Raw genomic sequence first — 19,078 nt, 5'->3', positions numbered from 1 at the left:
CGCAAAGAGAGATAGCAAAGAGTTACTTGTATTTGCGAAGTATCGCCGAACCCAATCCTATGGCAGTTAAGCTTAATAAAGCGAATACAGAGCTGGATTCTGGGACGGTAATCGATTGTACCTCGTTAATACTATAGTTTCTATTTTCTAATACGATGGGGTTATTATCTTGGAAAAAGCTATCTGGTAATTCTTGAAAAGGAAGTAAAGTTTCGAGATCGTCGAGAAAATTATAGAGTTCAAAATTAACTAAGTTATCCAAATTATCATCAGTTCTACGAACTACGATATCGACTAGCTGCGCACTAAATTTAATGTCGATTAAGAAGAAGTCAATAACAGTTTGAGCGTTAACTTGTCTGACTTGGTTATCACTCCCAAAGACATTAGCTTCTTGAATAACGGATTGCTCGATATCCGGGAGTTGGGCTGCAACGCGATCGCTTAAAATTTGGCTAATATCAAAAACTGGTAAAGTATAGGTGGTATTTTCCCCCATAGTTACTCTCAATTCGGGATCTAAAAAGAAAACATCGAAGATATTTTGAGCGCTGATTTGAGTCACTCGATTATTGTTGCCAGAAAGACGAGCTATTTGACTGATAGATTGGTCGATTTCTAAAATATTTTCGCCGAAATCATTGATAAATTCGAGTATTTCAGAGTTAATAAAATTTTTAATCGGACTTTCGTCTAAGAAACTTTTCCTATCTAGATGAAGATCGAAAAAGAATAGATCGAGACTCGTTTGCTGACTGAGTTGAGTCACTCGGTTATTTTCGCCAACTACCAAAGCTTTTTGCGTGCTAGTTTGAATCGTTGCCGAGTTAGCTGGAGTCATCAAACAGGTTAATCCAACTACTGTGGCACCTATAAAACCGATTTGACTAACTTGCTTTGGCATTTCTGACCCAATCCAGTTGATTATTAATTCTTTAATTGAAGCGTAAAAGTCTAGCTAGAGTATGTCAGTCCCAAATCAAGTGGAAAATAGTAGAAGTAAGTAGAAATTAAAAAAATAAATTAATATAATATAATTTCCTTTAATTCTAGCCCCGTAGAAAAAATAGTTGCATGGTGGTTTGGCTTTAGCTATCCTACTAGGCAAACTAGATTATGCCAACCAGAGAAAATAATAAGGATTGACGTGGAAATTGCTCCTTATCTGGAAGCTTAAACCAGTATGAAGAAACAGCAAATATCCCTTCGTCAGCAAATTACGCCCCAAGATTGGGAAAAAACTCCAGCCAGCGTCAAAATGTTGGTTGAGGAAATAGTCGGGAATTTAAAGCTACTAGACTCCCAACTCGATGAACTGTCAACCCAAGAGCGATCGCATCAAGCCGAATTTCACCAGAAGAGAAAGCTAGTAGTTGTTATTCCCTCGTTTAACGACTGGCAACCTTTAGAGAAGCTTTTGTTACTCATAGATGAAATTATTTTAGCTCAAGCGATCGAAATAGAAATTTTAATCGTTGATGACTACTCAACCCAGCCAATTCCAGAATCGCTAATTTGTCAACAATATCGTCAGATACGAAAGGTTAACGTCCTTCGGCTTCGTCGCAATCTCGGTCATCAAAGAGCTATAGCGATAGGCTTATCTTATCTCTATCACAATATAAATTGCGATTTAGTTGTGGTCATGGATGGAGATGGTGAAGATAGTCCTTTGGCAATCAACCGCTTATTGAGTGTATCCGACGATACAGGAAATAATAAAATTATTTTTGCCAGACGAAGTCAGCGTTCTGAAGGTAACACATTTAAGTTCTTCTATTGGATTTATAAAACTGTTTATCGATTGTTAATAGGCAGAGAAATTAATGTCGGCAACTTTAGCTTATTACCAGCTTCTTTATTAAAAAATATAGTAGCAATTTCAGAAATTTGGAATCATTACTCATCGGGGATTTATCGTTCTCGACTGCCTTACCTTGAAGTAAATATCCCTCGCGCAAGGCGACTAGCCGGAAAACCTAAGATGAACTTAGTGTCATTAGTGACACATGGTTTAAGTTCTATTGCCGTGTATGGAGATGTAGTGGGGACAAGAATATTATTATCTATTATTGTTTTGTTAATTCTGTTTTTAATAGTATTATGTTTGGTTTTTCTAGTTAAATTTTTGACCAAGTGGGCAATTCCAGGCTGGGCAACTTATGTATCAGGATTGCTGGTTGTTTCTTTGTTGCAACTGGTTATATTGGGTACCGTATTCAGCATGATAATTTTATCAACACGCAATAATTTAGGTTTTATCCCAATGCGCGACTATAAATATTATGTTGAGGAGTGCTTTCAATTAAAACCATGAGTCAGTTTATCTATGTCGGAACCGAGTTAGAACTTTTTGCTCAAGCCAAGAATTGGAAGGACTATTTAAGGGTTTTATTAAGACGATATATAAAAGGTGACGTTTTAGAAGTCGGTGCGGGGATCGGAAGCAATACTCGTTTACTCTGTCGATCTCAGTATCAAAAATGGCTCTGTTTAGAACCGGATACTCAACTATTTCAAGATTTAGAAAATTCGATTCGATCGAATAACATAATTGACTGTTTTGCTAGTAACGGAAAGATTGATAGTTTGCACGAGGAGCAACTATTTGATGCTATTTTATACCTGGATGTTTTAGAGCATATCAAACGCGATCGCGAAGAAGTCATTAAAGCTTCTCGACATCTAAAACCCGATGGAAATTTAATTATTGTAGCACCAGCTCATCAATGGTTATTTACCCCATTTGATACTGCAATAGGACATTACCGTCGCTATAATAAACAAACTCTCAAGGCAGTCTTACCAGACGATATAGAAATTATTAAACTTAACTATTTAGATTGTGTTGGCTTGCTAGCGAGTTTGGGAAATAAATTGGTACTCAAACAAAGCCAGCCAACTTTGAAACAAATAAAAGTTTGGGATCGATTTATGGTTCCCATATCTAGAAAGCTAGATCCCATTATAGGCTATAGTTTTGGCAAATCGGTTCTTCTAGTCGGCAGGAAAAAGTTTTGAGGATGAAAGTAGTTAGAAACCAGAAATTCGCTTCCAAATGTATTTCAATAATTATACTATTCATACTTATTTCTTTTGCTTTTAGTTCTATCGTTATTCAAGATTTTTCCTATCCTTTAACTGGTTGGGTAGGCATAGGATCTTTCGGTTGGCTCAATTATGACTATGTAGATCTTCAAGAATATACAGGCTACTATTTAGCTAAAAATTTAAGCTTTGCTCCTTTTCCTCAACTCGATCTCTTCAACAATCAATCTTTCTATCCCTATGGAACGAACAGTGTCTTTCAACCTTGGTCGTTAGAAAAAGATTATTTTTATGCGATTTTATATTCATTTTTTGGTACTGGTCCCTGGTTGCAAATTTATTATTTATTAACGGTATTAATTAATGCGATAGGGACTTTTGCTTTACTGCTTCGAGATTATGGTTTTGCTCGTTCTGCCGGAATAGGATTTATCGTTTCCTTCGGAAATTTCTACGCGATTAATAAATATCCCCATCATCTACAATATGCTGTTATTCATTGGATAGTTTTGAGTTTAATTGCTGACTTTCTTATTGTTAAAAGAATCGTTTTCAAACAACATTTATCTCTTAGACTTATTTTAGTAAGAGCCTGCCTGTTATTTTTATCGTTTGGACACGATTTGGGATATATGGCTGGCTTTTCGCTTATGTCTTTTACAGTTTCTCTATTGTTTATTGCCGTCTTAATAACTAATAGATATTTGAAAAGAGAACTGAAATTAATTCAAGGAATTCAGAGGGCATTAAAAACTTATAAAAATGATTTTCGATCCTACCCTCGTACCTGCTTGGTTTTATTAAGTTTAACGCTTCTGACTGCCTATTTTTATTTTTCCCTAGCATTTCAGATTGGAAAAGAAGCTAAAAGTTTTGATTTTACTGACATCTCTTTTGATACCTTTTGGGCTAATCCTCTAAGGTTATTAGTTCCATTTTTTCCTTTTATTAATCCAGGAATGGACTATCAACAATTTTTTTCGGATGTACCAGAAAGCGTAGGCGACAGTAGCCCTGGTTGGTTTTTAGTCATTCTTGGAACTTTAGGATTGTGGCAAGCTCGCAGACAAATTACAATTTTTATTCCTCTACTAATTGTCTTTTTACTTTGCCTTTTTTATCATCCATTACTGTTTCCGACTCTGAAAATATTTCCTTGGTATGCTTTCAATCGCGTCGGCGGCCGCAGTACTTTTATTTATCCAGTCATACTCAGTATTTTTGCTTTACATATCAACTTTGATTGGCTGCATTTTCGTCAGAGGCAATTACTCGCAGGTTTTCTTATTTTAGTTGCCTCTATCGAACTGTACACTGCTTACTCCTACAGACTGGATTATAAACCTGCATCACTCGACCAAAGTTTTTTCACTTACATGGAATATATTAAAAAACAGCCAGGGGAAGCGGTTTTAGATTTGTTTTTCTGTATTGCAGGAAGCGGTGCTAGACCTGGTATATGCCCATATTACGGCTACAACAGTGGAGTTTTTGCACTGCGAAGGTTTCATGAAAAAAAAGTTATGGGACAGTATTTTGGTCGCTTATATCCCAGTCAGGTTAAACCCTATCTTGAGGCAGGTTGGGATAAGCTATTCTTTCCAGATAATACACAATCTCGTCAATCGCGCTGCTTTAATGAGGCTGAGTGGTCTTTCTTGACAGATTTTTTCAAGTTTAATGACTTTGCTGGTATTAATTTGTATATAGAACGATTTCCAGAAAAATGCTTAAATGAATTTTATGATCGCTTGGGAAATCCTGCTAAAGAAACTGTCATTCCTGGAGCAGGAAAAGTGCAATTTATTCCTAAATCTTCTGAATTAAGAAAGCAGGTAAATTTATCTTTGGGTACTAAAGTTAAGTTGGAAACTTCGACTGAACTTTGAGCGAGAGATTTTTAAAATTTTTGCTAGCTAATACTTGCGATTGCAGTCGATCTTACCCCAGATTAGTAGGGGTAGTTCGCGAACCACCCCTTAGAGATTTAATATAAGATAGCTGAGACATTATCTTGTCTCGATATATATATCTCTGCCATCCTCATTTTCTTCGACTTCAATGTTGCGATCGCGATCGATGGACGATCTGCCAAAATCCTTATCTTCTTCAACATAAACGCGATCGCCATCCTCATCCTCAAAATAGGTGTCGCCATCATCATCTTCTTCAAGATAAACGCGATTGCCATCCTCATCCTTAAAGTAGGTGCCATCTTTATCTTCTCTAAGGGAAACTCTATTGCCATATTTATCTTCAAGGCAGGGATTGCCATCCTCATCTTCTGTAAGATAAACTCTGTCAGCACGAGCGATAAGAACCGTTTGATCTACAGAAGCTATTGATGTAATTTCTTGTGCGATCGCGGGCAAATTTGAACCAAAGCTAAGCAGAAACATACTACTGAAAAATAAAAGTCTATTCATCTTTACAATCTCCAAAAATTGAGAGTATTGTTTAAAAATCAGAGCTTTTAGAACTGAAAAATATAGCTCTTCTTGCAGGTTATTTGAGTTAACTGTTGTTGATTTAACTCAAACATCTTCTAATGATTTTGGAATATTACTAGCAATCATAACTGCCGTAACTTAACAGTATTAGTAAAGAGTTTACATGTCAGTCCCAGATTAAATAGAAATTATTAGTCAGTTGTATATTTAACCGAATAATAAAGTGGAAAATAGTAGAAATAAGTAGAAATTTAATTAATCTTTGTGGCGTAAAATATATTCGATTGGTTATTGTAGGGGCAGGTTTAGCTAATTACTTTTAGATTTTATTCTTATTCTTTTTTATCAAACCTGCCCCTACCCGTCCGTACAAACTTTATGGATTCCGCGATCGCACACAGAGCTGCTGACTAATTGCGAATTACTAATTGGGAGATGTTTCGCTTCGCGATCGCTACGCTCAACATGACGCATTTTATACTTTTGGGACAACCTGTCAGCTAAAAGCTATTTTTTCAAGCGATCGCTTTCGGTGGATGCTGCTTTAACACCTGCTTTAAATACTGACCCGTGTATGAATTAGGATTTTCTGCCACTTCTTCTGGCGTTCCAACTGCAATAATTTCTCCGCCTCTGTCGCCGCCTTCTGGTCCTAAATCGATTACCCAATCTGCACAACGAATCACATCTAAATTGTGTTCGATGACCAAAATCGAATTCCCTTTGTCTACTAAACGTTGCAATACGTTTAATAAATGATGAACATCATAAAAGGATAAACCCGTCGTCGGTTCGTCAATTAAATAAAGGGTTTTTCCTGTGGCGCGACGAGATAATTCCGAGGCTAATTTTACCCGTTGTGCTTCTCCGCCAGATAAAGTAGGAGCAGGTTGTCCTAGCTTAATATAACCCAATCCGACATCGACTAATGTTTGCAAACGATTTAAAGCTCTGGGAATATTTTGAAAAACATCTAAAGCTTCCTCAACTGTCATATCTAAAACATCGGCAATGGATTTTCCTTTATATTTCACTTGCAAAGTTTCTCGGTTATATCTTGCGCCTTTACATATATCGCATTGCACGTACACATCGGGGAGAAAATTCATTTCAATAACATTCACTCCCTGTCCGCCACAGGCTTCGCATCGTCCTCCTTTGACATTAAAAGAAAATTGTCCGGGTTTATAACCCCTTGTTTTTGCTTCAATTGTTTCGGCAAAAATATCGCGAATAACATCAAAAACTCCAGTATAAGTTGCCGGATTAGAACGAGGTGTTCTCCCAATCGGAGATTGATCGATAACAATGACTTTATCAATAGCATCAAGTCCTTTAATTTCTCCCAATTTTTTAGGAAAAGGAACTTGACGGGTGAGATGATGTTGTAAGGCAGGATATAAAAGTTCGTTGACCAAGGTAGACTTTCCGGAACCAGAAACCCCAGTAATACTAACTAATTTACCGAGGGGAATTTCGACATCGATATGTTTGAGGTTATTAAGGTGACAATTTTTGAGAAATAAAGAAAATCCATTTCCTTCTCTTCTGATTTCAGGAGTTTCTATAACTTGTCTTCCCGATAAATATGCTCCCGTTAAAGAAGCTTCAGTTTGGAGTAAAGTTTTTAAATCCCCCTGACAGACAATTTCTCCTCCATGAATCCCTGCTTTGGGTCCAATATCGATGAGATAATCTGCACTATGAATCGTTTCTTCATCGTGTTCGACAACGATTAAGGTATTGCCCAAATCTCGCAATTTTTTCAAAGTATTTAATAAGCGTCCATTGTCTCGCTGATGCAATCCAATGCTGGGTTCGTCTAAGACATAAAGTACTCCCGTCAATCCCGCTCCAATTTGAGTTGCTAAACGAATTCTTTGCGCTTCTCCACCCGAAAGGGTCATGGCGGCACGGTCTAGGGTTAAATAATCTAAACCAACATCGATTAAAAATTGCAATCTCGCTTTAATTTCTCTCAGTGCTAAATCGCCAATGATGGCTTGTCTGGGGGTTAATTGTAAGCGATCGATCCTTTCCAAACATTCTCGAATGGGGACGTTGGTTAAATCGGTAATTCGATATTGTCCTAATCTAACTGAAAGGGCTTCGGGTTTGAGTCTTTTCCCCTGACAAACATCACAGGGTTGATTGATGATATATTTCTCTAATTTTTGTTTGATAACATCCGAACTGGTTTCTTGATAATTGCGCTCGAGCATGGCAAGAATGCCAGCAAAATTGCGATAGTATCCCTTGCCTTTTCGAAAGCGGGAATCATCTTCAAAATAGATCGGTTCTTCACTGCCATAGAGAAGGACGTGTTGCTGTTCGGGTGTGAGTAGATTCCAGGGAGTTTGTAATTCAAATCCATAGGCTTGTCCGATGCTGTAGATTAGAGAAAGGTAATAGGAATTATCTTTATCCGACCAAGGCGCGATCGCGGCGTAAACTGGCTGTGTGGGATCGGGAATGACTAATTCTGGCGAGAAAGTTCGCAAACTTCCCAATCCGTGACAGTGGGGACAAGCGCCATAGGGAGAGTTAAAGGAAAATAATCTAGGGGATAATTCTTCCATAACTGCCCCATGTTCGGGACAGGCAAAGTTTTCTGAAAAGATAATTTCTTGTGTCTTGGGTTGGGGTTTTTTACCGTTATTTGATTCTGTTGCTGTCTCTGTAGACGGAGGATCGTTTAACAATTCGATAACGGCAACGCCGCTAGAATTTTTGAGACAAGTTGCCAGAGAGTCGGCTAGACGTTCTTCGATACCAGATTTTTTAATTAAGCGATCGACAACGATTTCAATATCGTGTTTATGATTTTTATCCAATTCAATCGCATCGGCAAGTTCCCTCACCTCTCCATCAACCCTGACGCGCACGAATCCCTGAGAGGCTAAACTCGATAACAATTGCTTGTGCGTTCCTTTTTTGCCGCGAACGACGGGAGCAAGAATCTGAAAGCGGGTGCGATCGGGAAGTTCCATGACGCGATCGCTCATTTCATCGATGGTTTGCGGGGCAATATTGCGATCGCAAATCGGACAGTGAGGTTCTCCCGCACGACCAAATAACAGTCTTAGATAATCATAAATCTCCGTAACCGTTCCAACCGTAGAACGCGGGTTATGAGAAGTGGATTTTTGATCGATGGAAATGGCAGGACTTAACCCCTCGATCGCATCTACATCGGGTTTATCCAATTGTCCGAGAAACTGACGCGCATAGGCACTGAGGGATTCAACATAGCGTCGCTGTCCCTCGGCAAAAATCGTATCAAACGCCAGAGAAGATTTTCCAGAACCAGAAACCCCCGTGAAGACGATCAGTTTATCGCGGGGAATCTCTAGATCGATATTTTTGAGATTGTGTTGCCTTGCGCCGCGGATGCGGATAGTATTTTGATTTCGATTTGCTTGGGACTGAGCCATGATTGTAATTAATTTCCTGGCTAATAAAGAAGACCCGATAGGAATTTCAGTCTATTTTAATAGAGTTGAGCTTTTGCCAAAGGTGCGAGATCTCAGCTCGCGAACCAATAACTGAGCCAGCATATACTATTTTGCTAGATTTTTTTCTGCCGATCGGCAAATCTCAAAACCCAATCGATGCGATCGCAAAACCCAGCAAAAACCCGGCAATGGTGGAATAAGACACCGAACTGCCGCCTAACTCGAAGGCTTCAGGCATCATGGTACTAGCCAGCATCGCTAGAATTGCGCCGCCTGCAATGGCTTCTGCGATCGCAACGAATACATCGGAAATGCTATTTTCTAAAAAATACCCTGCGATCGCGACAAATCCACTCAAAATAACTACCCCTATCCAGAGAGCGAGAATTTGATGCTTAGAGGTTCCTGCTTGGCGCATTCCCGCCGCACTCGATAAAGCTTCGGGAAAATTAGAAATAAACACCGCCAGCAGAAACGACCAGCCGATTTGACTGTTTCCAGCATTCATACCAATCGCAGTTGCTTCGGGGATATTGTCCAATAACGTACCGATGAGAATGGCTATAGGGGCAGAACGCTTGACCAATCCGGCGATCGTCGCGGGATCTTCTCGTAGCAAGCGATCGAGTTCTACCTGTTCCATCAACTGTTGTCGCCAACGCTCTAAATGGCGTTCTGCTGCGACTTGTGACTCGTTTGAGATGCGCAAGCGACGCGCCAAAGTACGACTCAACGCCCAAGCGAGATGAGGAGAGCGCATTAAGACTCGACCGAAATTTTCTTGATTTAATTGATATAATTCCATTGGCGTGCGAGCCACTACAGTAGCCGATCGCGCTTCTCCAGTTAGCAGCGACATCTCTCCAAAAATTTCTCCCTCGCCCAAAGTCGTTAGAACCGAGCGTCCCTTACGAACTTCTGCTTCTCCCGATACAATCATGTAGAAGTAATCTCCCGGATCTCCCTCTCGGCATAATATATCTCCCGGTTGAGCGTAGGTAGGACTCAAAAGAGCCGCTAGAGCTTCTTTTTCCGATCCAGGAAGGTGCTGCATCACCTCGACGCGAGCGATTCGTTTCAAAACATCCGTTTCTTCTGCTTGATGTTCCAACAAGTAGCGACGACTCGAAGCGGGTTTTCGCAAAAATCCCCCATGCTCGTCGATATATTGACTTAAACTGGTAAATAAGATCCCGCCGATTGCAAATCCGAGCGCGAGGGGGAGAAACCCATTCTCTCGGTACACTTTTGGCGTAATTTCAAACGCGATCGCAGAAATCAAAGTTCCACTGCCAAACGCCATAATCGCAGCAGAAAACGCTTGCTTGGGTTGCCAACTAACGCCAACGCAAGCCCCGATTGCTAAACTGGAAGCACCTAATACGCCTTGTAAGAATGCAGCGATCGCCATAAGATGACTGGAGTGGGTGTCAATTTTTCGCGCTCATGTTCATAACAAAAGGATATCTCAAACAATGATGGCAAATGAATCTCCTATCCCCGTCGTCGTCAACGGTGCGGCAGGCAAAATGGGTCGCGAGGTTATCAAAGCCGTTGCTAATGCTGAGGATATGATCTTAGTCGGGGCGGTAGACCGCAATCCCGACTATCGGGGGCAAGATGCTGGAAAAGTCGCAGGATGCGGCGAGTTAGAAGTGCCGATCGTTGATGACTTACAGAGTGTCTTAGTACTTGCCACCCAGGAGAAAGTACAAGGGGTAATGGTAGATTTTACCCATCCCAATAGCGTTTATGATAGCGTGCGCAGCGCGATCGCCTATGGAATTCGTCCCGTCGTAGGAACTACCGGACTCACGCCAGAGCAAATTCAGGATCTCGCGGATTTTGCCGAAAAAGCCAGTACGGGTTGCTTAATTATCCCCAATTTTTGTATTGGTGTAGTTTTACTGCAACAAGCTGCCATCCAAGCTTCTCAATACTTCGACCACGTAGAAATCATCGAACTGCACCACAATCAAAAAGCAGATGCCCCCAGCGGAACCGCGATTAAAACCGTCGAAATGCTCTCCGAGTTAGGTAAAACTTACAATCCTACTTCAGTTAAAGAGACCGAAACGATTACAGGTGCAAGAGGTGGATTAACTGGAGAAAACATTCGCATCCACAGCGTTCGCCTTCCCGGTTTGATTGCCCATCAGGAAGTCATTTTTGGCGCCCCCGGTCAAATTTATACCCTGCGCCACGATACGATGGATCGAGCTTGCTATATGCCTGGAGTTCTCCTCGCCATCCGCAAAGTAACGCAACTCAAATCCCTAGTCTATGGATTAGAAAAGATATTGTAGTCAAAAACTCTTTTTTATAACCAAGAACAACGTAAAATGTCATTCTGAGCGAAGCAAAGAATCTCTAAAGTACCTAACTACAGTAAATGTCATTCTGCTAAGTACAGGACAAAAATTGTAAAGAGTAGAGAAAGTCGTCGGATTTCAAATCCAAATCAGTGAAAATAGAGCGAAGATAATCAAAGCCATAACGAAAAACGCTAGCTTGCTGTCGTCCATGTTTCTTAACCTTGAGAGGACGATGAGACGATAACCAATCTCCGGTTTTAATAGCCCAACATCAAGCCAAACTCATCAAAGCTAACAGTTTACTTAAACGCTGTGAGTCAGTCAAATGAGTCGATTCGAGACCAAAGCCTCTGGTTTTCAACATCCCAAATAAAGTTTCAACGCTCCAACGCTTACCATAGTCAGTAATAGCTGTGGTGGGCGAGTCATCCGAGATAATAATTAATTAACCATTCTTGGCCGATAAACTCTCTATCTCCACATAGATAATCAATTTTGGCATCGGGGAATATTTCCCGAAACTTATCGACTAAATCCATCCGCTCATCACTGTTAGAGTTGCCTTTCTTCGACAGCATCGTCCAAACTATCGGATCAGCTACTCCTTGATGCAAGATTCCCAGCCTAAAGATATGAAAACGAGTTGGCCCAAACGACCATTCTGTGCGGTCAATGCTTAATACCCAAGGCTGCGGAATTTTCCTTAAGGCAACAATCAATTTAGCAATCAAAGAATAATCAAGGTCGAATTTTTTGAAAAACCGTTGTAATCGCTGATAGTTTGAACCAGTTTTCGCCTCGCTCCTAAACCCTACCGCTAACTCTACCAAATTTATTGTTTTAACTCTGATGAGGGCAATTAAAAACAAAGCCAGAAAATTGAGTCGAGCACCGTGCCATGGGAGAAGGGGTTTCAAACTGTCTCGCAGTAGGTTAACTTGGTTCATAGGGGTTCAACGATTGTGTGGTAACTTTCTATGAGACCCTTTTTCTGTCACCTATTGCAACCTCTACTCTCATTTTTTTGTCCTGTACAGAGAAACGTAGTATTGATTCACAACAACATACCTTTTGGAGATTCTTCTCTTCGCTAACGCTTCGTTCAGAATGACATGTTGAGCGTAGCGATCTCGAAGCGAAATATCTTATAGCACTTTTCAGATTAGATGAGAGACAAAATTTTTGTCGGTTGGGGGAAAGGAGAAAAAGAAAAAATCCTGTATTCCACTCACTCGAAAATCCATCTAGTATACCAACTCCAGACAGAGATTCTTTGTTACGTTCTACTGCACTCAGAATGACAAAATGGACTGTTCAGATGTCCTCTTAAAAGCATTTTATCTTTGTTAAGCTTGGAAAAGCTGGTGTCTAACAGATATGCTGGAAATAGCCTTGCCTTATCTTGGTAACCGAGTCTGGAAAAGACAAAATTCATGTTAGTACCCCTTACTCGTCAAACCTTTGAAGAAATTATTCCTTTGATTGCTACAGGACCTCAGTATGCCTATTACTGGGGAAAGCCATCGGACTTTATCAGGCGGCTATTGATTTCTATGGTTGCTTTGACGACATTTTGGTTATTGGGAAAACTTTTTGGCGAGGGATGGCTTGCCATTAAACTGATTCTGGATATCATTGCAGGTTTGTATTGGTTGTGGAGTCCGGTTTATTGGGCAAGCGTGCGCAACAATTCTTACCGTCGCTATCCCTATAGCGGTTTTTGGCGAGGTCAGGTACTAGATGTATACATTACTGAAGAACTCATTGGCGAGGAAGAAACAGTTAACAAACGGGGCGAGTTAGTTATTATCGAAAATAAGGAGAAACGAATTAACCTAGAAGTAGGAGATAATGAGGGATTTCGCGCTACCGTGCAAGCGCCTTTGCGTCGCATTCATAAAGGAATTACCCCCGGTCAAGTTGCTGAGATGTTGGTTTTATCAAAGCAACCCGATTTATATAGAATTGACAAGATTACCGATGTCTATCTCCCCAAAAACGATCTTTGGATAGGCGAATATCCTTATTTACGGCGAGATGTCTTTCTACAAGTCAGTCGCGAGTTAGGTGGTTCTGGCGAAGATGCTCCGTCCCCTCGCCGTAGAGCTAGTTCTGTCAAGCGTCGTAGGCGTTAGAATGAGATGAGCGAGCTTTTTTAGTCAATGAAATTTAGGCTATTTCCCATTATTTAACTTTTTTACCGAACAACGATCGATCGTTTCCTGATAGACTGCTTGTTTTTCGCGATCGCTGACTATTATTTCTATTCTGACTTTAGAACATCCATGTGGCGATCTTAGAGCGATCGCTTCTAGAAGATTGCTAGCCGCCTTCAGCGAGACAAATTCACCCCTAACCGTGTAACTCGAATCAGGAGCAGGCAGTTGTTTGAGATCGACTCCAGTAACCTCTCCATGTCCGAGATCGATTTCTGCAAGTTGTTTATTTTCATTTTCAGCTCCAATTTGTTCGACAATTAATTTTTCCCATCGAACTGGAACTTGCACAAAACGAGTTTCGATTTGTTTGCGAATGACTACTTCACCAACTTTTCGTTTGTTGCGATTAACCAGTAATTTCTCTTCCAATAAGGAAACCGACAAGTCTTCTGTTGCCTCTTGTTTTTTATCGAAGCGATCGTTTGCCATAGGGGTTTGTTTAACTTCACTCATTTTAATATTTCCTCAGCAACTACGGTTTTAAGCCAATTCCCGATCGCAGATTTCCTAGTAATATTAATTTCCTCTTTTCTGGTGAACTTTGAACGATTTTAGAGAACTCCGCCATTGTAAGGCGGAGCTTTCTTCTACTTAGTAAAAGTGAGTAGACCTCAATCTTTTAGATGCGATCGCGACGGTTTTCGCTATCCGAGCGAATAATTGGGTTTCCGTCAGCATCAACTTCCAGTTCTTCGCGACGCACTGTATCTTGCATTTCTACAGTTTCGCGATCGGTTTCTTTTCTGATGTTGACTTCTTCGCGGACATAGGCTTGTTTTTGCACGTCGGCTGTTTCTTCATAGACTTCCATCCGAGCAACTTCGCCTTCTTTGAAAGCAGTAGCATCAGAATTGACTGGAGTTGTACTCGTGGGTTCTTTGCGTTCGATAACGACGCGCTCTTTTTCTACTGGAACAGAAACCCGTGCGGTATCGGTTTCTACCCGCTTGCCAACTGTTACCGTACCAGTATTGAAACGGTGTTTATTGGCAATCAAACGCTCCTCATACAGCTTGAGCTGTTGATGATTTTGTTCGTTCATATTGTAGAGGTCGGCATCGCGATCGTAAGCCGAGGCAGCAGTTCCAGCAACGCCAGCAGTTGCAGTAGTTGGTCTTCTGTAGGAATTTCTGACTCTTTCTTCGTAGTCGTAGTCAACGGTCATATCGTCGTTATATTCGGGCAAGTTTTCTGCTTGCTCTTTAGTAAAACCTGCTGCATAGATACGATTGCGATCGCGATCGATTCTCGTCCTGCCAATCGGTAGCAAGATCTTCTTGCCAATGCCTAAGAAGCCTGTATTAACTACAAAGTAACGAAAATAACCCGTTCCATCAACGAGAATATCGTAAACGCCACCAACTCGTTCATCTGTGTCGCTGTAGACTGAATAGCCTTTGATATCGTCGTCGTCAAAGATGTCTTCTTTATAGTTTGGGTACAGATCGCCAATCTTGTACAGATGATTATTTCCCGTTCTGTTACCGAACCGGAAGCGATCTTTGAAAGACATCAGACGATTTTGGTATTGTCCGAACCGTCCGTGTTCGCGATCGCTCATTTGATACAATTCGGGATCGCGATCGTAACTGTAGCTGCTGCGATCGTAAGCTGAGGTAGCAGTTCCAGCAACGCCAGCAGTTGCAGTAGTTGGTCTTCTGTAGGAATGTCTGACCCTTTCTTCGTAGTCGTAGTCAACGGTCATATTGTCGTTATATTCGGGCAAGTTTTCTGCCTGCTCTTTAGTAAAGCCTGATGCATAAACTCGCTCGCGACTGTAATCGATCTTGGCTGAACCTACAGGAAGTAAAACTTTTTTTCCTAAGCCCAAAAAACCCGTATTTATGACTAAATAACGGAATCGTCCTCCTTCATCGACGAGGAGATCCTGAACCGAACCAATTTTTTTGTCGTTGTCGCTGTAAACCGAAAAATTCTTGATATCATCGCCGCCAAAAATATCCTCTTTATAGTTAGGATATAAATCGCCAATTTTTCTTAATGCCATGGAATTTTCTCCCTGAATTCTTCTTATTCTTTTTTGCAAAGTTGATATTTCTAACTTAGCGATCGCAGGAATTTTCTTCATCTAACTAATGAGATAGATTAACGATTGAACTCGCTCTGACTAATTATATAGATTTTGAGCAAATTGGGTCACTAAAAAAATTGATTTTATCTTTAGATAGAAAGGTTGATGGAGATATTTACTCCGTAAGGCAGAAGGGGTGAAAGAGACTAGCTTCAGAAAGGAGTTTAATTCCGGACTCGACTTGCTGTTACAAGGAGATTTCATTCTAGCAGCCAGAGAAGAAATTCCCTGTCCAAGAAGCTAAAGTCCGCCTTATAGGACTTGATATTTGGGTTTTAAGAAATAAATTTATTGGCGAAATCAAGTCAGAATGAAATAACTCTGCCTACTGTTATCAGGAGGTTTTAACAATAACATACTGATGCAAGATATGAAAAGTGGTCAGCGATCATTATCGATAAATATTAATTTACAATTCCCTATTTTTAAAACTCCCAAAAATAAATTGAGTTTAATATAGAAAAAATAATCATGTTTCATCTCTTCTTAGTTTTTGGTATGGAAAAGTTGGAAAATTTGCAAAATAAATATCAACTAGCTAAAAAAGCATCAAATTCCCTGTTCCGACTGCATTTATTGTACCAGGGATTATCTTCTTAAATGTCCCGTTCATCCAATTGAATTCCTGTCGGAAGAAGCCTTAAATTGTAAAGATTTTGAACCAAAATCTAACCGATACCGAAGGAATAAATCTACAATAAGGCAGAGGATAAATTGATGAACTCGCTTTAGTATAAAAAGCATTGCCGATGTCGAACCGATCGATCGGAAATTGAGAACATGACTAACGCAAACATAGATTTATTAGATTCCGTAGAAGCTAGTTCCCATGCAATAACAGATGTTCTCAAAATCTTGTCAGTCGATCGCGATCGCGGACTGCCAGCATCCGAAATCGAGAGAAGACGACAGCAATATGGTTGGAATCGCTTGCAGCAGCTAAAGCGTCGCAGTAATTGGCAAATTGCGCTCGAGCAGTTTAAAAGCCCGATCGTTGGCTTGCTAGCAGTAGCGGCAATTCTCTCGTTTTCTTTTCAAGAGTGGGTTGAGGGAATTGCGATTTTGATTGCCATCCTCCTCAATGCCGGTATTGGGTTTGTGACAGAGGTGAAAGCTGTCAATTCGATGGAGTCTTTGCAGCGACTCAGTCGCACTTATGCCAAAGTGCGCAGGGATGGCAGAGTGCAGGAAATCCCCTCTGAAGAAATAGTTCTCGGAGATATCGTTGTCTTTGAAGGCGGCGATTTAGTTCCTGCCGATCTGCGCATCCTAGAAGCTTCTAAATTACAAGCCGATGAATCTGCATTGACAGGCGAATCGGTTCCCGTCAGTAAAACCGCAGACACTTTAGAGAGAGATTTACCCTTGGCAGAACGCACCAACATGTTGTTCAAGGGGACGGCAATTACTAGAGGGACTGGAGAAGGGGTAGTTGTAGCCACGGGAATGAACACGGAGTTGGGTCATATCTCCTCCCTGACAGCCTCAGCAAAAGAAGAAATCACCCCCTTAGAAAAACGGCTGGATAAATTGGGTCAAAACCTGATTTGGGTAACTGCGATTATTGTAGTGTTGGTCGCGATCGCGGGGATTCTCGGCGGCAAAGATTTGTATTTAATGATAGTAACGGCGGTCGCCCTGGCAGTGGGCGCCGTTCCAGAAGGACTGCCAATCGTCGCTACCGTAGCTTTGGCGCGGGGAATGTGGCGCATGGCGAAGCGCAACGCCCTGATCAATCGCCTCTCGGCGGTGGAAACGTTGGGGGCGACGAGCATCATTTGCACCGATAAAACGGGTACTCTCACCGAAAACCGCATGACTGTTACCCAGATTGTCCTCGAATCGGGAGAAGTACAGGTTACTGGAGAAGCCCTTGAAGCGAAAGGAGAGTTTACCCGCCAAGGCAGGAAAATCGATCCGTTAAAAGAGAAGATCTTGCGTTCGGCTTTAGAAGTAGGCGTTCTGTGCAATAACGCTCACTTACCCGAAAGCAGCAACGACAATGCGATCGGCGATCCGATGGAAGTGGCGCTGTTAGTCGCTGGGGCAAAAGCCGGAATTCACAAAGAGGAACTGCTCAGTGAGTTTCCCGAAGTGCGCGAGGTGGCATTTGAGTCGGAGACGAAAATGATGGCGACCATTCACAAAGCTGGAGATGGTTATCACTTTGCCGTCAAAGGTGCCTCGGAGTCCGTCCTTCCCGCCTGCACCCACAAGCTAACGCCAGAGGGATCCCAACCGATGAGCCAACAAGACCGCGACTACTGGCAAGAACGAGGCGATCGCATGGCGCGAGATGGGTTGCGGATTCTGGCTTTGGCAGAGAAAACCGTCGATAATCCCGATGCCCCTGCTTACGAGCAACTGACATTCCTCGGCATTTTGGGACTCCTAGATCCCCCGCGACAGGATGCCAAAGCTGCGATTAAAGAATGTCAGCAAGCGGGAATTCGAGTAATTATGCTGACGGGAGACCAACCGATCACCGCTCGACAGATTGGATTAGCGGTAGGTTTGACCAGCGAGCAAGAAGCAGAAGCGAGACTGGGCAAAGAATTGAAAAATCCAGACGAGTTATCCGACCAAGAAAAACTTCAACTTCGACAAGTTCCGATTTTTGCCCGCGTCAGTCCCGAACAAAAGCTCAACTTGATTGCCATTCACCAACAAGCAGGTGCGGTAGTTGCCATGACGGGAGATGGGGTTAACGATGCTCCAGCTTTGAAAAAAGCAGACATCGGCATTGCCATGGGCAAGCGCGGTACACAAGTAGCCCGCGAAGCAGCAGATATGGTGCTTCAGGACGATGCCTTCTCCACCATCGTTGCCGCGATCGAACAGGGACGGGCAATTTTTGCCAACATCCGCAAGTTTACCCTCTATTTGCTTTCTGGCAATACCGGACAAATTATTGCCGTAGCCGTAGCTTCTATCGCTAACCTGCCTTTACCTTTATTTCCCTTGCAAATTCTTTTTATCAATGCGGTTAACGATGTTTTCCCTGCCCTAGCCTTGGGAGTTGGAGAGGGTAATCCCCAACAAATGAAGCATCCTCCTCGTCCCAGTCACGAGCCAATTTTAACTCGCCGTCACTGGGGCGCGATCGCGGGTTACGGAATTATTATCGCTGCTACCATTCTCGGCGTATTTATTTTCTCTCTTAGGGTGTTGGGTTTGGAGGAACGCAGGGCGGTTACGATCTCATTCCTTACCCTAGCTTTTACAAGACTTTGGCACGTCTTCAATATGCGCGATAGCGACTCTCGTTTGTTCCGCAATGAGATAACTCAAAATCGCTTTATTTGGTTAGCGCTACTGATTTGTACGGGACTGATTCTCATAGCTGTCTATGTTCCCTTCATAGCACAAGTACTACTAATCGATCCTCCCAGTTTAGAGCAATGGGGATTAATTTTGGGAATGAGTACAATTCCATTATTAATTATTCAAATCTGGAAACTTTTTAAGAATAGAAAGTTTAGAAGAATCGCGGTTTAAG

The 19,078-nt window shown here is 41.7% G+C and carries 12 protein-coding genes and 1 pseudogene; 6 read left to right on the top strand and 7 right to left on the bottom strand.

The window, feature by feature from the left end:
- Nucleotides 1–22: 22 nt before the first annotated feature.
- Nucleotides 23–904, bottom strand: coding sequence for a hypothetical protein (locus PLE7327_RS18450; protein WP_015145292.1), 882 nt, complete (start codon nucleotides 902–904; stop codon nucleotides 23–25).
- 279 nt (nucleotides 905–1,183) lie between these two features.
- Here PLE7327_RS18450 and PLE7327_RS18445 point away from each other — a divergent pair, with 279 nt between their 5' ends.
- From PLE7327_RS18445 to PLE7327_RS18435, 3 genes are read left to right on the top strand one after another with little or no spacing between them, the layout of a single operon-like run.
- Nucleotides 1,184–2,317 carry a glycosyltransferase gene (locus PLE7327_RS18445; RefSeq protein WP_015145291.1) on the top strand — a complete coding sequence of 378 codons (1,134 nt, stop codon included), beginning with the start codon at nucleotides 1,184–1,186 and terminating at the stop codon, nucleotides 2,315–2,317.
- Complete coding sequence (locus PLE7327_RS18440; RefSeq protein WP_015145290.1) at nucleotides 2,314–3,021, top strand: bifunctional 2-polyprenyl-6-hydroxyphenol methylase/3-demethylubiquinol 3-O-methyltransferase UbiG; 708 nt, start codon at nucleotides 2,314–2,316, stop codon at nucleotides 3,019–3,021. Before PLE7327_RS18445 ends, PLE7327_RS18440 begins: the two co-directional genes overlap by 4 nt.
- A gap of 2 nt (nucleotides 3,022–3,023) precedes the next feature.
- Nucleotides 3,024–4,937, top strand: a complete 1,914-nt coding sequence (locus PLE7327_RS18435) for a hypothetical protein (protein ID WP_015145289.1) — start codon at nucleotides 3,024–3,026, stop codon at nucleotides 4,935–4,937.
- A 120-nt stretch (nucleotides 4,938–5,057) separates the two neighbouring features.
- On the opposite strand, the gene PLE7327_RS18430 is transcribed toward PLE7327_RS18435, so the two are convergent.
- The 3 genes from PLE7327_RS18430 to PLE7327_RS18420 all read right to left on the bottom strand — a co-directional run bounded on the left by PLE7327_RS18430 (nucleotide 5,058) and on the right by PLE7327_RS18420 (nucleotide 10,364).
- Nucleotides 5,058–5,474, bottom strand: coding sequence for a hypothetical protein (locus tag PLE7327_RS18430; protein ID WP_144266142.1), 417 nt, complete (start codon nucleotides 5,472–5,474; stop codon nucleotides 5,058–5,060).
- Nucleotides 5,475–6,013: 539 nt separating this feature from the next.
- A complete protein-coding gene (uvrA, locus tag PLE7327_RS18425) occupies nucleotides 6,014–8,932 on the bottom strand; it encodes an excinuclease ABC subunit UvrA (protein WP_015145288.1) in 2,919 nt (972 codons plus the stop codon).
- A 163-nt stretch (nucleotides 8,933–9,095) separates the two neighbouring features.
- Complete coding sequence (locus PLE7327_RS18420; protein ID WP_015145287.1) at nucleotides 9,096–10,364, bottom strand: cyclic nucleotide-binding domain-containing protein; 1,269 nt, start codon at nucleotides 10,362–10,364, stop codon at nucleotides 9,096–9,098.
- A 67-nt stretch (nucleotides 10,365–10,431) separates the two neighbouring features.
- Between PLE7327_RS18420 and dapB the strand changes: the two genes are divergently transcribed.
- Nucleotides 10,432–11,259 (top strand): 4-hydroxy-tetrahydrodipicolinate reductase, encoded by an 828-nt coding sequence (dapB, locus tag PLE7327_RS18415; protein WP_041392351.1) that lies wholly within the window; start codon nucleotides 10,432–10,434, stop codon nucleotides 11,257–11,259.
- A 97-nt stretch (nucleotides 11,260–11,356) separates the two neighbouring features.
- Here dapB and PLE7327_RS23685 read toward each other — a convergent pair.
- Nucleotides 11,357–12,215: pseudogene (locus PLE7327_RS23685) on the bottom strand (transposase).
- Nucleotides 12,216–12,701: 486 nt separating this feature from the next.
- On the opposite strand from PLE7327_RS23685, the gene PLE7327_RS18405 reads away from it, so the two are divergent.
- Nucleotides 12,702–13,403 carry a hypothetical protein gene (locus PLE7327_RS18405; RefSeq protein ID WP_015145285.1) on the top strand — a complete coding sequence of 234 codons (702 nt, stop codon included), beginning with the start codon at nucleotides 12,702–12,704 and terminating at the stop codon, nucleotides 13,401–13,403.
- A gap of 39 nt (nucleotides 13,404–13,442) precedes the next feature.
- Here the strand turns inward: PLE7327_RS18405 and PLE7327_RS18400 are convergent, their stop codons facing one another.
- Together PLE7327_RS18400 and PLE7327_RS18395 are read right to left on the bottom strand one after the other, a co-directional pair.
- Complete coding sequence (locus PLE7327_RS18400) at nucleotides 13,443–13,940, bottom strand: DUF2382 domain-containing protein (protein ID WP_015145284.1); 498 nt, start codon at nucleotides 13,938–13,940, stop codon at nucleotides 13,443–13,445.
- A gap of 166 nt (nucleotides 13,941–14,106) precedes the next feature.
- The gene (locus tag PLE7327_RS18395) at nucleotides 14,107–15,495 is read right to left on the bottom strand and encodes a DUF2382 domain-containing protein (RefSeq protein WP_015145283.1); all 1,389 of its coding nucleotides are present in this window, start codon (nucleotides 15,493–15,495) and stop codon (nucleotides 14,107–14,109) included.
- An 864-nt stretch (nucleotides 15,496–16,359) separates the two neighbouring features.
- Here PLE7327_RS18395 and PLE7327_RS18390 point away from each other — a divergent pair.
- On the top strand, nucleotides 16,360–19,077 hold the full coding sequence (locus tag PLE7327_RS18390) for a cation-transporting P-type ATPase (protein ID WP_015145282.1): 2,718 nt from the start codon (nucleotides 16,360–16,362) through the stop codon (nucleotides 19,075–19,077).
- The last annotated feature ends 1 nt before the right edge of the window (nucleotide 19,078 follow it).

The organism is Pleurocapsa sp. PCC 7327, assembly GCF_000317025.1.
GTDB lineage: Bacteria > Cyanobacteriota > Cyanobacteriia > Cyanobacteriales > Microcystaceae > Hydrococcus.
The sequence above is the reverse complement of the archived record's forward strand: the minus strand, read 5'-3'. Positions and strand labels throughout refer to the sequence as shown.